This is a genomic window from Pedobacter africanus (assembly GCF_040548825.1).
In the GTDB taxonomy this organism is placed as follows: Bacteria; Bacteroidota; Bacteroidia; order Sphingobacteriales; family Sphingobacteriaceae; genus Pedobacter; species Pedobacter africanus_A.
This window is the reverse complement of record NZ_JBEPSL010000001.1, coordinates 1688762-1704365: the sequence shown is the minus strand read 5'-3', so window position 1 is coordinate 1704365 and position 15604 is coordinate 1688762. Positions and strand designations below refer to the sequence as shown.

12 protein-coding genes are annotated in these 15604 nt (G+C 42.1%); 9 read left to right on the top strand and 3 right to left on the bottom strand.

What is annotated here, in order from left to right; all coding sequences use genetic code 11:
- Nucleotides 1-220: 220 nt before the first annotated feature.
- Complete coding sequence (locus ABIE26_RS06905; protein ID WP_310138587.1) at nt 221-1573, top strand: Gfo/Idh/MocA family protein; 1353 nt, start codon at nt 221-223, stop codon at nt 1571-1573.
- A 555-nt stretch (nt 1574-2128) separates the two neighbouring features.
- Nucleotides 2129-2458, top strand: a complete 330-nt coding sequence (locus tag ABIE26_RS06900) for a helix-turn-helix domain-containing protein (protein ID WP_310138590.1) — start codon at nt 2129-2131, stop codon at nt 2456-2458.
- Nucleotides 2459-2508: 50 nt separating this feature from the next.
- Here ABIE26_RS06900 and ABIE26_RS06895 read toward each other — a convergent pair whose 3' ends face one another.
- Nucleotides 2509-3162 carry a bifunctional 4-hydroxy-2-oxoglutarate aldolase/2-dehydro-3-deoxy-phosphogluconate aldolase gene (locus tag ABIE26_RS06895; RefSeq protein WP_310138592.1) on the bottom strand — a complete coding sequence of 218 codons (654 nt, stop codon included), beginning with the start codon at nt 3160-3162 and terminating at the stop codon, nt 2509-2511.
- A gap of 45 nt (nt 3163-3207) precedes the next feature.
- Nucleotides 3208-4203 carry a sugar kinase gene (locus ABIE26_RS06890; protein ID WP_310138595.1) on the bottom strand — a complete coding sequence of 332 codons (996 nt, stop codon included), beginning with the start codon at nt 4201-4203 and terminating at the stop codon, nt 3208-3210.
- 172 nt (nt 4204-4375) lie between these two features.
- On the opposite strand from ABIE26_RS06890, the gene ABIE26_RS06885 reads away from it, so the two are divergent.
- Together ABIE26_RS06885 and uxuA are read left to right on the top strand one after the other, a co-directional pair.
- A complete protein-coding gene (locus ABIE26_RS06885) occupies nt 4376-5197 on the top strand; it encodes an SDR family oxidoreductase (RefSeq protein ID WP_310138598.1) in 822 nt (273 codons plus the stop codon).
- A 26-nt stretch (nt 5198-5223) separates the two neighbouring features.
- On the top strand, nt 5224-6399 hold the full coding sequence (gene uxuA, locus ABIE26_RS06880) for a mannonate dehydratase (RefSeq protein ID WP_310138599.1): 1176 nt from the start codon (nt 5224-5226) through the stop codon (nt 6397-6399).
- Nucleotides 6400-6406: 7 nt separating this feature from the next.
- Here the strand turns inward: uxuA and ABIE26_RS06875 are convergent, their stop codons facing one another.
- On the bottom strand, nt 6407-7444 hold the full coding sequence (locus ABIE26_RS06875) for a LacI family DNA-binding transcriptional regulator (protein WP_310138601.1): 1038 nt from the start codon (nt 7442-7444) through the stop codon (nt 6407-6409).
- A 216-nt stretch (nt 7445-7660) separates the two neighbouring features.
- Here ABIE26_RS06875 and ABIE26_RS06870 point away from each other — a divergent pair, with 216 nt between their 5' ends.
- From ABIE26_RS06870 to ABIE26_RS06850, 5 genes are all read left to right on the top strand, one after another.
- The gene (locus ABIE26_RS06870; RefSeq protein WP_310138604.1) at nt 7661-8260 is read left to right on the top strand and encodes a TetR/AcrR family transcriptional regulator; all 600 of its coding nucleotides are present in this window, start codon (nt 7661-7663) and stop codon (nt 8258-8260) included.
- A gap of 167 nt (nt 8261-8427) precedes the next feature.
- On the top strand, nt 8428-9558 hold the full coding sequence (locus ABIE26_RS06865; RefSeq protein ID WP_310138606.1) for an efflux RND transporter periplasmic adaptor subunit: 1131 nt from the start codon (nt 8428-8430) through the stop codon (nt 9556-9558).
- A gap of 18 nt (nt 9559-9576) precedes the next feature.
- The gene (locus tag ABIE26_RS06860; RefSeq protein ID WP_310138608.1) at nt 9577-12771 is read left to right on the top strand and encodes an efflux RND transporter permease subunit; all 3195 of its coding nucleotides are present in this window, start codon (nt 9577-9579) and stop codon (nt 12769-12771) included.
- 12 nt (nt 12772-12783) lie between these two features.
- Nucleotides 12784-14193, top strand: coding sequence for an efflux transporter outer membrane subunit (locus ABIE26_RS06855; protein WP_310138610.1), 1410 nt, complete (start codon nt 12784-12786; stop codon nt 14191-14193).
- Between the two features lie 251 nt (nt 14194-14444).
- Entirely contained in the window at nt 14445-15590 is a 1146-nt protein-coding gene (locus ABIE26_RS06850; protein ID WP_310138612.1) for a redoxin domain-containing protein, read from the top strand.
- Nucleotides 15591-15604: the final 14 nt, after the last annotated feature.

Sequence of the window (15604 nt, the reverse complement as noted above, 5' to 3'; positions counted from 1 at the left end):
GGTTTGCTGCCCGGATAAATTACCACAATAATTGACCTTTAGGCTATACATTACCCGATAAACCATGAAGATCAAAATATCAAACGTTTGCGTTCTTTTTTAAATTATTTCTTTGTGCACTTAGCTGTACAGTTGTATAACTTGGATAAAATATTCTTAAAATTGACAAAATAGTACTGACGCACCCAGCGCAAAACTTTTTAAATGAACTAAAACAACTATGAACAGAAGAGAATTTGTTAAAAACAGTAGCATTACAGCAGCAGCGGCAACCGTGTTACCAAGCAGTTCCTTGTTTGCTGCTGCAGCAGCAGATAAAGTCAAAGTAGCCATGATAGGGGTAGGCTTACGTGGACAAAACCATTTGAGCCTTTTACTAAAAAGAGCTGATGTAGAACTTGTTGCGATATGCGATATTGATGAACGTATGCTCAACTCTGCCAAAACGATAATTAATAAAAGCGGTAAACCGATGCCCAAGATATTTACCGGATACGATTACGCCTGGAAAAAACTTCTGGAAACTAAAGGGTTGCAGACAGTGGTAATAGCTACACCCTGGGAGTGGCATAAGGAGATGATCATAAAATCTTTGGAGGCCGGACTTAAATATGTGGCTACAGAAGTCATGCTCGGGATTACTTTACAGGATCATTGGGATGTTGTACAAGCTGCCGAAAAACACAACGCACATGTAATGATGCTTGAAAATGTTTGCTACCGTCGCGATGTACTTGCAGCACTGAATATGGTAAGGGAAGGCGTGTTTGGAGAAATCGTTCATTTGCAGGGTGGCTATCAGCATGACCTGAGAGAAGTTAAATTTAACGATGGTGTTAAAGCTTATGGCGGTGGAGTTGAATTTAATGAAAAGGGATTTTCAGAAGCACGCTGGAGAACTAACCATTCGGTGCATAGAAACGGCGACCTCTATCCAACCCACGGAATTGGCCCTGTAGCCAACTGCATTAATATCAATCGTGGAAACAAATTCTTAAAACTCAACTCTTTTGCAACGAAGTCAAGGGGTCTGCACAACTATATAGTTGCAAACGGGGGTGAAAACCATCCAAATTCAAAAGTAAATTTTCGTTTAGGTGATATCGTGACCACAACAATTGATTGTGCCAATGGTGAGACCATCATTTTACAACACGATACAAACCTGCCAAGACCTTATTCGTTAGGCTTCAGGGTCCAGGGAACCAAGGGCCTGTGGATGGATCTGAATAAAAGTATATACGTGGAAGGCGTCAGCAAACCACACCAATGGGATAATCAAAACAGCTGGATGGAAAAATACGATCACCCGCTGTGGAAAAAATATGGTGATGACGCACAAGGCGCCGGACACGGTGGTATGGATTTCTTTGTGATACATGCCTTCATTGAATCTGTAAAACGCAATGTGCCAACTCCACTGGATGTTTATGACGCAGCAGCATGGAGTGCCATTACCCCTTTAAGCGAGCAGTCTATTGAGCTGGGTAACGAAACGATCGATTTTCCTGACTTTACAAGCGGCAAATGGATGTCAAGGAAGCCTGTATTCGCGCTGAACGACGATTATTAAGTTTTAATATAGGATATAAAAGCCTTGTAATTCTTGATTGCAAGGCTTTTTGCGTTAAAATCGAAATCAACAGAACTGTTAACATTAACTTAACATTGAATATGCATATTTGCATATGTTTATAAATATTCTGGCTATAGCCTTCGTCTTATTTGCCCTATATGCTGCTTTTAAAATGGATACTGTTTTACAAGGTGTCCTGTTTATCCTTGCCATATGTGTTGTTTGCGGGATATTATACCTGTTTATTTCGTTTCCGGGGCTCTCCGGACTATCAGTTGCCATTATAATGGCCGCATTCATTTTCAGACAGAATAAAAAATAGCCACCTGAATCTGTCCTTATTCCTGCCCAATTACTGAACGATTACCACCAAGGCTGGTTAGTTGAATTATTGGTTTTTCTTTCCAAATATCGAAAGACAAGATAAATTTTTAATTACCAATAAATCATTTCAATAATTTGTTTCATAATATTATAAATATATTACAATATTTTATTAAATAATTCTTAAATTTATTATACAGGAATATTCACAGATATACATTGTAGGCTATGAAAACTTTAGGTGAAAAATTTAGAATTTTGCGTCAGAAAAAAGGGGTTAACCAAAAAGCTATGGCAGATTTATTGGAGATATCTATCCCGGCGTATTCAAAACTTGAAACTGGCATTACAGATCCAAACTTCAGCAGGATAAATCAGATCGCTGAAGTTCATAACTTATCTTTAAGACAATTTTTAGATATAGGTGAGGAGGGGGTGAGCGAGCAGGAGCAGGTGATCACACAATTAAAAGAGAAAATAAGTCAATTGGAAAATTCTGTAATCAAGCTGCAAAGTAAACTTATTGAGCTTTACGACAGAGACGATCAAAAGAAGTGAGAAAAACAACCAATCTTACGCTCTGGCTGAAATCTCACTTCTTATAAATATTATTTTCGGTTAACCATCCGGATCAGTAACTGACAACGTTCGGTTAACCAGTTGTAATCCCTTGCCTGCTCAGGTTGCAGAAATAACTTGGAACCAAAACCTAAAGCAGTTACACCTGCATTCAACCAGCTGTCAATATTTTCTTTGTTCACGTCCACACCACCGGTGGGCATAAATTTAAGATTAGGGAACAATGGTTTAATTGCCTTTAAAAAACCCACGCCTAAAGTATCACCTGGAAAAAGTTTCACCAAAGGAGCACCAAGTTCTTCAGCAAAGTTAATTTCAGTAGGCGTCATACATCCGGGTATCCACAGCACATTGTGTGCAGCCGTAACCGATGCCAGATCTGCTTTAACAATTGGGCTCACAATAAAATCTGCTCCAAGATTAATGTACGTTTCTGCCTGTGCTACAGTTTTTATTGTACCTATTCCAAGTTTCATATCTTTAAGGTGTTCATTTCTGTAAGACAGCAGCGCCTTAAAGTTCTCTGGTGCATTTTGCCCCCTGTTTGTAAACTCAAAAACACGGATGCCGCCGGCATAACTTGCTTTTAATACTTCAATACAGGTCTGTGCATCTTCATTATAATAAACCGGTATGACCGGATAAGCCTGGATCACGCTTAAAGGATTTGTTTCTGTGTTCATCAGTACGTATTATTTTTTTGATAAAATTCATTGTTTTAAAATGGACTATATAGTGCCATCGCCAAAATCTCCCTTAACAAAGAGCTTTTTATAACCGGATGAGGTGGCTTTGTCTATGATCTCCTGTCCGTTTGTGCTGCTGCTTAGGCCATAAATTAAACCAGCCATAAATGCGTCGCCGCTTCCAATCCTGTCTACCACTTCATTGGTCTCCAATACGGCCGATCTGTAATTGCCTTCTGCGCTGTGATAGGTACCATAAAAGAGGTTATGCTTAGGGTTATCCATGAACCTGAAAGTATAAGCAATGTGCTTACATTGAGGAAAAGCAGCAAATACAGCTTTGGCCGAAGCATTGGCATGTACAGTATAAGTATCTACAGTGGTTTGACGGTTTAGATCTTCGTCGACAGGGATACCCAGCATTTTATTAACCGCCCAGATATTTCCCATAATAACATCGCAGTATTGTACCAGCTCAGGCATTACCGCTATCGGCTGTTTGCCATAATCCCAAAGCCTGCTCCTGTAGTTCAGGTCCACAGATATTTTTAGGCCCTTTTTTCTTGCAGCTTGCAAAGCCTCTTTACAAACAGCCGCCATATTTTCATTCAAAGCAGGGGTAAGTGCTGTCCAGTGAAACCAGGTATGACCTTCCAACACCTCGTCCCAGTTGATTACCCCGGGCAACAATGTACTAAATGAAGAATATTTTCTGTCATAAACCACTTCTCCGCTTGTCAGTCCATTTGCAGAAAGCAAAAAATACAAGCCCATACGGCTGCCCTGTAATACAGTTTTATTTGTATTAACCCCCAAATCGGCGAGCGATTGAAGGGCATTTGCAGCAAGCGCATTCTCTGGCACACAACTCACGTAAGCACATGGAATGCCCCATTGACCCAATGAAGCAGAAACGTTTGCCTCCGATCCGCCGGGAAATAAAGAAACAGTGTGGTTCTTAGAAATAAATTGGTCCTCAGTGGAACTAAACCTTAACAGTAATTCCCCAAATACCAATATGTTTTCTTGATTTAGCATAAATTAAAAGATTTGAGATTGCAATAATACAGGTTCTCATTATGAAATAGAAGTAAACTATTTTATTTAATAAATTTCAAACGATTTCGTAAATATTTAATGGTCATTCTGATTGCCGGAGCTTAAAATTCATTAACATTGGTAGAATAATTTAACCGTTTAAATCAAGAATATGAAGAGCAGAGATCTGTTTTCATTAGAAAATAAGGTAATTGTGGTTACAGGCGCCACGGGAGTGCTGGGCGAATCATTTGCACTGGCCATTGCCGAAGCAGGGGCAAAGGTGGCCATCTTAGGCCGGAATGAAGAAAAAGCAAATCAAAGGGTAAAGGCAATTACAGAAAGTGGAGGAGAGGCAATAGCCGTGATTACGGACGTACTGGACGAAACCGCACTCATCGCCGCAAAGAATCAAATACTGAGTACATGGGGTACCATCGATGGATTGGTGAATGCTGCAGGAGGGAATATCCCAGGCGCTACCATTGCTCCGGACCAGAACATCTTTGACATTAAGGTAAGCGACACCCAGAAAGCAGTGGAACTTAACCTTTTCGGAACCGTATATCCCACACATGTATTCGGTCGTGTCATTGCCGAAAAAGGAAAAGGTTCCATTGTAAATATTTCTTCTCTGGCAGCACAACGCCCTTTAACCCGCGTACTGGGGTATACCATGGGAAAAAATGCCATTGAAGGCTATACAAAATGGATGGCTGTAGAACTTGCCCAAAGATATGGAGACAAAGTCAGGGTAAACGCCCTTGCACCAGGTGTGTTTTTAACCGAACAGAACAGATCGCTCTTAACCAACGCCGATGGCAGCTTTACCGATCGTGCGCAGCGTTTTGTCAATCATACACCTTTTGGCCGTCTGGGAAATCCCCAGGAGTTAAATGGCACGCTAATCTACCTGTTAAGCGACGCATCAGCATTTGTAAACGGTGAGACTATATTGGTCGATGGCGGTTTCAATGCCTACAGTGGCGTATAATCTGATTATTAAAATAACCAAATAAGATGAATACAGTAAATCATAAATTATTACAAACCTGGCGCTGGTATGGACCGTCAGATCCCGTTAGCTTGCAGGATGTAAAACAGGCCGGGGCCACCGGGATTGTTACAGCCTTACATCACGTGCCCCATGGTGAAGTCTGGCCATTGGAAGATATCATAGAAAGAAAATCCATTATTGAAGCAGCCGGACTGCATTGGGCAGTGGTAGAAAGCGTACCTGTACACGAAGCCATCAAAACCCGCAGAAGCGATGCCGATCATTATATAGAAAATTACAGGACTACATTGAAGAACCTGGCCCAATGTGGCATTAAGACGGTTTGTTATAACTTTATGCCGGTACTCGACTGGACACGTACACAGCTCGACCTGGTAATGGAAGACGGCTCAAAAGCCCTGTATTTCAACTGGCTGGATCTTGCCGTTTTCGACCTGTTCATTCTGAAAAGGGAAGGTGCCGATGCCGATTATACGGAAAGCATCCGGAACAGGGCAAAAGATCGTTATGCTTCCATGAATACAGATCAGCTGAATGAATTGAAAGTGAATGTGCTGATGGGAATCCCTAACGAAAAAGAAATTGAATTGGAAGCCTTACGTGCCAGTATAGAAGAGTACAAGTCTATCGGAATAGAGGGGCTGAAAAAGAACCTTGCCTATTTTTTAAACGGGATAGCCGAGGTGTGTGAGGAAACAGGTGTAAATATGACCATTCACCCCGACGATCCTCCATATGCAATACTGGGGCTGCCGCGAATTGCAAGTACAAAAGAAGATCTGATCAGTATCCTTAAAAGCGTAGACAAACCATTTAATGGCATTTGTTATTGCACAGGTTCCTTAGGGGCAGGGGTATCAAATAACCTTAAAGAGATATTTGAAGCCGTAAAAGAACGGGTATATTTCCTTCACCTGCGTAACGTAACTAAAGATGAAGAAGGCAATTTCTACGAAGCCGATCACCTGGGCGGTGATGTAAATATGTATGAAATCATGAAGGCTATTGTTGCAGAAAATGCCCGGAGGGCAAAACCTATGCCTTTCAGGCCAGACCATGGTCACCAGATGCTGGATGATTTAAGTAAGGTTACCAATCCGGGATACTCCGCAATAGGAAGGTTGCGCGGACTCGCAGAGCTGCGCGGACTTGAGCTGGGGATTACAGGTAATTATTAAACTATCACTAAATTTTAGACTGTGATGAGGCCCTTACTTTAATATTTGTAGGCAACATCACAGTCTCAAAGCCTTCATCAAGCCTTTTTCCTTCAATCATAGCGATCAATTTTTCCGCGGCAAACTGGCCGATCTCAAAAGCCGGTTGATGTACCGTACTCAAAGGTGGGTTCATCGCATCGGCAAGCTCCGTATTTGTAAATCCTATTAAGGCAACATCTTCCGGGATTTTATAGCCCATTTTATTCAGGAGCATCAAACACCTCGTGCTGATCTGATCTGTTGCTGTAAAAATTGCATCCGGTCTGTCTTTTAGCCCCATATAATATTTAATGGCCTGTTCCAGATCTTCATTTAGTTTATTGGTGTCCGTATAATTACAGGAACGCAACAGCTCTGGCCGATACTTAATCCCGCTATCTGCCAGGGCCTGTTTATAGCCATTCAAACGATCTGTGGCAATGCTCAATATGGTATTCGTATTTAAATGGGCAATGTCTTTATAGCCATTATCAATCAGGTGCCTGGTTGCGTCGTATGCCCCCTTAAAATTATCCGCACCAACCTTATGTGTGTTGATCTGATCAACAAGCCTGTCAAAAAGTACAATCGGCAAACCGGCATCCTGCAAGGAAACCAGGTAACTGAAATTAATGGTTTCATAAGCAGGGGAGATCAGAATCCCATCTACTCCGCCAGCATACAGCAGCTCTATACATGCACTTTCCTGCTTTTCCGACTCCTTGCTCTGCATAATGATAATCTGGTAGGATTTTTCAGTACTGGCCTTATGGATGCCATCGAGCATCTGCGCAATGACATTGTTGTCAAGTGAACATACCACAACGCCTATCGACCTGCTTTTACCTTCCTTTAAACCTTTTGCCATTCTATTGGGAGAATAATGATGCTTTTTAGCATAATCCAAAACCTTTTGTTTGGTTTCTGCACCAATTTCATGGCTATCATTTAATGCTTTAGAGATTGTAGAAATAGATAAATTTAGCGCTTTGGCAATATCTCTTAATGTGACGCTGTTGTTCATACGCATTCCTAGTTAATAGAAATACAAATTTGCAATTATAAACCCATAAACTCCTACTGTTAATTTTTTTCTTGATCATAAAGATTTAAAATATTGAATATCTGCATGTTAAATAGATCATGGATAGAAGTTGACAAATGAATGATACGGACTTTGATAAGTGTTCATAAATTTGCTTAACGGTGTTAGATTATTTATACATCTTAATTAAATGTAATGGGAAGTAAAGAACGTATACAAAGGCTTAAAGAAGACACGAGGACAAATATCCTCGATGCTGCCTTAAAGATCGTTAAAGAAGAGGGCTGGCAGGCATTAAGCATGAGAAAAATTGCAGATAAGATTGAATATACTGCACCCATCATATACGAGTATTTTCATAATAAAGATGGAATACTCCTTGAACTTACAAGGCAGGGGTATGTTATTTTAGGTAAAAAAGTCAAAGCAGCAAAAAAAGCCCGGGAGCACACTGCAGACCAGCTTGAAGCCATGTGGATTGCCTATTGGAACTTTGCTTTTAAATACAAAGAATTTTATCAGCTCATGTATGGTGTAGATATGGTCTGTTGTGATCAAAAGAAATCAATGCCAGAAATTGAATTTTTAGACAATCTCTTTTTTGATACCATTAAAGATCTGATGAAAGGTGAAAGTCCTGAAGAAAACAGGGTGTGCAGAAAGTACTATACCTTCTGGTCAATTGTGCATGGGTTAATCTCCATAAACCTGGTCAACAAAGGAAGAGATGAAGCAATGAATCAGCATATATTAAAAGATGCTTTAAAAGGAATTATAAAATACATCAATGATTAAAAAGCAGATCAGGGGCTTTTAATACTAAAGCCTTTTTTTGTTAACATCTACTTAACACCGTTAAATTACTTATACACGTTATATCATAAACTTTTAAACTAAATGACATGAAATATAAATTCTCTTACCCTCAATCACTTAACACTGTTAAATTACCTAATATCGTTATGAAAACAACCGCTTTACTTTTAGCTACAATGCTTATATACGCCTGTTCAGGCAACAAGCCGCAGGCTACAGCACCTCCGGTACCAGGATTGCCTGTATCTACAGTCAGTCAAAGCTCCGAAACTACCTTTCTCGAATATCCTGCCGCCATTCAGGGGGCTGCTGATCTCGAAATAAGGCCTCAGGTTGCAGGTGCACTCGACAAGGTATTCATCAACGAAGGCCAATATGTAGCTGCCGGACAGCCTTTATTTAAAATCAATGAACTGCCGTTTCGTGAGGCATTAAATACAGCTAAGGCAAGCCTCAGTGCCGCAGAAGCCGCAATATTGAACGCACAACTGGAGGTCGACAAATTAATTCCGCTTGTTCAGAACAAAGTGGTTTCCGATGTGCAGCTGAAAACTGCAAAAGCGACGCTTCAGATTGCAAAAGCAAACGCTGCACAGGCCAAAGCAGGGGTTGCAGCAGCTCAAATCAACCTTGCCTATACAATCATCAAAGCGCCCGTTAGTGGCTATATCGGCTTATTGCCTAAAAAACAGGGAAGCTTAGTGTCTCCTTCAGATACTGCGCCTTTAACCCAACTGTCTGATGTTCACGAAGTACGTGTATATTTCTCCTTAGGCGAGGATGATTTTATCGACTTCAATACCAAATACAGCGGTAAAACACTCACAGAGCGGATTAAAAATGTACCTGGTGTCGCGCTTGTGCTAGCCGATCAATCCGTTTATCCTCAGGAAGGAAAAATTGACATGGTAGACGGGCAGTTTGATAAACAAACCGGGGCAATTACCTTGAGGGCAAGCTTTCCAAATGCTCAGGGACTGTTACGTTCTGGAAATACTGGTAAAATACGCATCAGTATGGAACACAAAAATGCCTTGATCGTACCGCAATCGGCCACCGTTGAAATGCAGGACAAAATATTTGTATTTACGGTAGCAGACAGCAATAAAGTGAAAAAAATGCCCATCTCAATTATGGGCAAAAGCGGTACAAATTACCTGGTTAAAGAGGGGGTAAAAAGCGGGGACCAGATTGTGTTGAGCGGACTTGACCGTCTGCAGGAAGGTCAGGAGATCCGTCCGGAAAAACCAGCAAATAAAGTTGCCAGATTAAATTAACCAATAAAACTCAATACAATGTTTAAAATATTCATACAGCGTCCCGTACTAGCCACAGTGATTTCCATTTTACTGGTTATCCTCGGCGTACTGGGCTTAACTAAACTGCCTCTGCAACAATTTCCGGATATCGCACCACCATCTGTGTTGGTAACAGCAGTATATCCGGGTGCCAATGCCGAAACTGTGCTGAGGTCGGTAGCCCCATCTCTTGAAGAATCCATCAATGGGGTCGAAAACATGAGCTACATGAGCTCAACAGCAAGTAACGATGGTTCGCTTGCCATAACGGTTTACTTTAAGCTGGGCACAGATCCCGATCAGGCAGCGGTAAACGTGCAGAACAGGGTAGCGCAGGCCACCAGTCAGCTCCCTGCCGAAGTCGTACAACAGGGTATCATTACAGCCAAACAACAAAACAGCTTTATTATGGCTATCGGTATGTATACAGAGGATGAAAGCAAATACGATCAGACATTTGTAGCCAACTATGCCCAGATCAACATCATACCGGAAATAAAAAGGATTCCTGGTGTGGGTGCCGCAAGTATATTTGGCGGTGTCAAAGACTACTCCATGCGCGTTTGGCTTAATCCTACCCAGATGTCGGCCTATAAGGTGACACCCAATGAAATCATGGCCGCCATTCAGGATAAAAGTCTCGAGGCTGCCCCAGGCAGATTTGGAGAAAAGAGCAAAGAAGTATTTGAATATGTAATCAAATACAAAGGTAAATTATCCAAACCAGAGGAATACGAAAATATAGCCATACGTGCCAACTCAGATGGCTCTATATTACGGCTTAAAGATGTGGCCAGAATCGAATTTGGTGCTTATTCTTATTCCAGTCTTACCCGCCTGAATGGAAAAAAGGGGATAGTAATAGGCGTTATTCAATTGGCGGGTACCAATGCCAATGAAATTCAGGTCTCCATCAATAAGCTTATGGAGAAGGCTGCGAAAGACTTCCCTGATGGTATCAAGCAAAACATCTTTTACAGTACCAAAGTAGCACTCGATCAATCCATAGAACAGGTGCAGCACACACTGATCGAAGCATTTATACTGGTTTTTATTGTTGTATTCATATTCCTGCAAGACTTCAGATCTACACTGATCCCAGCAATTGCGGTACCGGTAGCCATATTGGGCACCTTCTTCTTCATGCAGCTGTTCGGATTCTCTATTAACCTCTTAACACTCTTTGCATTGGTACTTGCCATTGGTATTGTGGTCGACGATGCCATCGTGGTGGTAGAAGCCGTTCATGCCAAAATGGAACACAAACGGCTCTCACCTAAAGCGGCTACCACAGAAGCCATGCATGAAATCACGGGGGCAATTGTATCCATTACGCTGGTAATGGCCGCTGTATTTCTTCCTGTTGGTTTTATGGAAGGTTCAACCGGCGTATTCTACAGACAGTTCGCGTTTACTATGGCTATTGCAATTGTGATTTCAGCTGTCAATGCCTTAACTTTAAGTCCCGCCCTGGCTGCACTTTTCTTAAAGGACACTCACGCAAATGAAGGCCCCATAATTGCAAAAACCGGATTTAAAGAAAGATTTTTTACCGGTTTTAACAGAAGTTTCAACTCGCTTACCAACAGATACCTGGGAGGGCTCAAATTCCTGATCAGGAATAAGTGGGTCAGTCTTGGTGGACTGGCAATCATTACACTGGGAACCATCTGGATGGTAAAAACAACACCATCAGGCTTCATCCCTACAGAAGATCAAGGCTTTATCGCAATTGCTGTTTCAACACCTTCCGGAACTTCGCTGGATGGGACTTCAAAAGTAATGGCACAGGCCGAAACGGAACTGAAAGCTTTGCAGTCCTCAGGTTTTGTGACCTCCCTTCCAGGTTTTAACCTGCTCACGAATTCAACGAGCCCTTCTGCTGCCGTGGTTTTCGTGTTGCTGAAACCAACCAAAGAAAGAGGCGATGTAAAAGACATCAATGCCATCATGGATGTGGTTCGGGGCAAGCTGGCCGGCATTACGGGAGGTAGTTTCTTTGTGTTTAGTTTCCCTACCGTTCCCGGCTTCAGTAATGTGGAAGCACTGGACCTGGTACTCCAGGATAAAACAGGAGGAAAACTCGACAGGTTCAGCGGTATTGCCAATAACTTTATCGGAGAATTAATGAAACGCAAAGAAATCGCCGTTGCTTTTACCAGCTTTAAAGCAGATTACCCGCAATTACAACTGGAGGTGAACGACGAAAAGGCCGATCAGCTTGGGGTAAGTGTTAAGGACATTCTCCAAACTATGCAAACCTATTTTGGTAGTGCCCAGGCTTCCGATTTTAACCGCTTTGGAAAATACTACAGGGTGGTAGTCCAGGCCGATGTGAACGACAGGGCAGACCCATCTTCAATTGATAAAGTATTTGTTAAGAACAGAGCAGGTGAAATGGTTCCTATCAAAACGCTAGTAAAATTAACACGTGTGTATGGTTCAGAAACAGCATCACGCTATAACCTGTTCAATTCCATACAGGTAAATGCAATCCCTAAACCTGGGTTCAGTTCAGGTGATGCAATCAAGGCGATAGAAGAGGTGGCAACCCAGCAGCTACCGGCCGGCTATGCCTATGAATTCTCTGGCCAGACAAGGGAAGAGATTTCATCTGGCGGACAATCTGTGGTTATCTTTATGTTATGTCTGCTGTTTATATATTTCCTGTTAGCTGCTCAATACGAGAGTTATATCCTTCCACTGGCTGTGATACTTTCTATTCCTACCGGTATATTCGGGGTATTTGTAGCCATAGGTTTAACCGGAATTGAAAACAACATTTATGTTCAGGTGGCTTTGATCATGCTCATCGGCCTACTTGCCAAAAATGCAATTCTTATTGTTGAATTTGCTGTACAGCGAAGAAGGGCAGGCCAGACACTGATTGCAGCCGCTCTGGAAGCTGCCAAATTGAGGTTAAGGCCAATTATTATGACTTCTCTGGCCTTCGTTGTTGGTTTATTTCCAATGAGTATAGCTACTGGTCCTTCAGCACAGGGTAACCATTCCATTAGTATCGGTGCTGCCGGAGGGATGCTTTCCGGTGTAGTATTGGGCTTGTTCATCATTCCTGTCTTGTTTGTCGTATTCCAGTACCTGCAGGAAAAAGTAAAGGGAAAACAAGACACAGCTGGTTCAGATCATCAGCCCGTAGCTGTAAAGGTAGAGTCAGATATTATTTATTCTTAAAACATATAAAACATGAAACCATATCTCAATGTATTGGCACCATTACTAGTCGTACTGCTGCTTAATGCATGTAAAGTATCAAAAGACGTCCAGTTACCTAAAACGGCTGTTCCTGAAAATTTCAGAGATGCAAAAGATGCTGACTCAGCAAGTATAGCAACACGCGCAATTCGTGATTTTTTTACAGAACCGGAATTACAACGTCTTGTTGATACCGCACTGGTTAAAAACTACGACCTTCAGCTTGCGCTGAAGAACATTGAATCCGCACAGCAGTTATTTAAACAAGCAAAGTCAGGCAATATACCACAGTTAAACCTTCAGGTTACAGCCAGTTCAAGCAGACCATCAGACAATAGTGTTAACGGACTTAGTACCAGTGAATTTCTAAAAACATCACATATCGAAGATTTCAATGCAAACCTTGGCTTAAGCTGGGAAGCAGATATCTGGGGTAAAATAAAAGGGCGGAAACAGGCGGCATTGGCCACCTATCTCCAGACTGAAGAAGCCAGAAAAGCGATTCAGACCAGGTTGGTGGCCAACGTTGCCCAGGGCTATTACAGATTGCTGATGATGGATGCGCAACTGGACATCGCTAAAAAGAACCTTGCATTAAACGACAGCACATTAAATATCATCACCATGCAGTTTAATGCCGGACAGGTGACTTCACTGGCCATACAGCAGGCAAAAGCACAGCAATTGGTTGCGGCACAGCTGATCCCCCGTTTACAGCAGGACATCACCATCCAGGAAAATGCCCTGAGTGTACTTACAGGTCGTTTACCAGCAAGTGTTGCCCGGCTCGCCAGCCTTGGAAAAGCCGCTTTGCCTGATCAGCTGTCGGCTGGTTTCCCTTCGGCAATGGTAAGCAGAAGACCCGACGTAAAAAGTGCCGAGCTGGCACTGGCACTTGCAAATGCCCGGGTTGGGGTCGCTAAAGCAAATATGTACCCTTCCTTAAATATTACAGCAAGTGGCGGGCTCAACTCATTTAAAGCCAGCAACTGGTTCAACATACCAGCTTCATTATTTGGAGTAATAGCAGGAGGGATTACACAGCCTTTACTTCAAAAACGGGAACTGAAAACTCAATATGAGCTGGCTAAAATAGAGCGCGAAAAAAGTGTGATCCAATTCCGCCAGTCGGTACTTTATGCTGTTTCTGAAGTTTCTGATGAACTGATCAAAATAGAAAAACTACAGCAGCAATACGACATTTCCAAAGCCCGGGTAGCCGCTTTGCAGCAGGCAGTTCAAAATGCGGGCTTGTTGTTCAAAAGCGGAATGGCCACTTATCTTGAAGTCATCAATGCTCAAAGCAATTCCCTGCAAAGCGAACTGGAACTGGCAGCCATCAAAACAGCACAGTTGAATGCAGCCGTAGAACTTTACCGGACACTTGGAGGGGGATTATAAGGGGGATTTATTGCGCATCACACAATTGTTACCGGCCCGAAACCAGTAACAATTGTGCTTCAAAACCAGGACCCTGAAACCAAAAAAATGCCAGTTAATAAAAAAATGAGCAGGTAGCTAAGGTTGACAGTCCTGGTTTTGCCTGTTAATCATAGTTCTTTCCGTATGCTCTATAGAAATCATCGGGATTTTGAATTATTGAAAAAATGATATGTTTGCAACAGATAACTAAACGGATCTTACAAAAAACAATGAAAAAACTAACAATAGCGGCTTTGATGCTTGCTCCAGTAATTGCATCGGCTCAGAGCCCCGCTTTCACTTTAAAAGGAAAAATCTCAGGGCTTAATGCCCCGGCCAAAGCATTTTTAACTTACAGAATGGATGGTAAAAATGTAATGGATTCTGTTCCGGTTAACAATGGTATTTTTCAATTTACAGGTAATGTTGCAAGTCCTGTTAGTGCCCGCCTGATTCTGGACCACAAAGGGGTAGGACTTGGTAAATTGGGAAGATCTGCAGATATGCTTTCCCTGTATGTAGACAATGGAACCATCTCCGTTGATGCGGCAGATTCAGTAAAAAAAGCGAAGATCAGTGGCTCAAAAATTAATCAGGAAGCCCTTGCTTACAATGCATTTATCGGTGGGCCCGACAAATTAATGAAGGCTATAGACACAGAATATGGTGCAGCATCGGAAGAAAAGAGAAATGATCCTGAATTTAAAAAATCCTTGCAGGAACGTTACGGAAAAGCTGCTGCCGAGAAAAAAGCATTGCAATCAAAATTCATAAAAGAAAACCCGTCCTCATATTTTAGCCTGGTTGCCTTAACAGAGACTGCAGGAAGCAGCATAGATGTGACTAAAGTGGAACCTGTTTTTAAAGGCTTGTCAGACGGCTTACGTAAAAGTGCGGCGGGACTGGCATTTGCCAAGCAAATCGAGGCCGCACGTGCAACTTCAGTTGGCGCAATGGCCCCTGAATTTACCCAGAATGATGTAAATGATAAGCCGGTGTCACTTGCTTCATTCAAAGGAAAATACGTATTGATCGATTTCTGGGCCTCATGGTGTGGTCCATGCCGCGCTGAAAACCCTAATGTGGTAAGTGCTTTCAACCAGTATAAAGGCAAAAATTTCACCGTACTGGGAATCTCATTAGATAATCCGGGTAAAAAAGACGCATGGCTTGCTGCCATTGAAAAAGACCAGTTGGCCTGGACACAATTGTCTGATTTAAACGGATGGAACAATGCGGTGGCCAAACAGTATGGCATCAGGTCAATCCCACAAAATCTGCTCATAGATCCTAACGGGAAAATTATTGCTAAAAATCTGAGAGGAGAGGAGTTACACAAAAGCCTGAAGGAAATTCTGGGTGCCCCTTCAAAATAATATGCACCTAAAAG

Excerpts from the sequence above, each read along its gene's own strand:
- ABIE26_RS06875 (WP_310138601.1), bottom strand. The coding sequence starts at position 7,444 with ATGAACAACAGCGTCACATTAAGAGATATTGCCAAAGCGCTAAATTTA.
- uxuA (WP_310138599.1), top strand. The coding sequence starts at position 5,224 with ATGAATACAGTAAATCATAAATTATTACAAACCTGGCGCTGGTATGGA.
- ABIE26_RS06865 (WP_310138606.1), top strand. The coding sequence starts at position 8,428 with ATGAAAACAACCGCTTTACTTTTAGCTACAATGCTTATATACGCCTGT.
- ABIE26_RS06900 (WP_310138590.1), top strand. The coding sequence starts at position 2,129 with ATGAAAACTTTAGGTGAAAAATTTAGAATTTTGCGTCAGAAAAAAGGG.
- ABIE26_RS06870 (WP_310138604.1), top strand. The coding sequence starts at position 7,661 with ATGGGAAGTAAAGAACGTATACAAAGGCTTAAAGAAGACACGAGGACA.
- ABIE26_RS06860 (WP_310138608.1), top strand. The coding sequence starts at position 9,577 with ATGTTTAAAATATTCATACAGCGTCCCGTACTAGCCACAGTGATTTCC.
- ABIE26_RS06905 (WP_310138587.1), top strand. The coding sequence starts at position 221 with ATGAACAGAAGAGAATTTGTTAAAAACAGTAGCATTACAGCAGCAGCG.
- ABIE26_RS06890 (WP_310138595.1), bottom strand. The coding sequence starts at position 4,203 with ATGCTAAATCAAGAAAACATATTGGTATTTGGGGAATTACTGTTAAGG.
- ABIE26_RS06855 (WP_310138610.1), top strand. The coding sequence starts at position 12,784 with ATGAAACCATATCTCAATGTATTGGCACCATTACTAGTCGTACTGCTG.
- ABIE26_RS06850 (WP_310138612.1), top strand. The coding sequence starts at position 14,445 with ATGAAAAAACTAACAATAGCGGCTTTGATGCTTGCTCCAGTAATTGCA.
- ABIE26_RS06885 (WP_310138598.1), top strand. The coding sequence starts at position 4,376 with ATGAAGAGCAGAGATCTGTTTTCATTAGAAAATAAGGTAATTGTGGTT.
- ABIE26_RS06895 (WP_310138592.1), bottom strand. The coding sequence starts at position 3,162 with ATGAACACAGAAACAAATCCTTTAAGCGTGATCCAGGCTTATCCGGTC.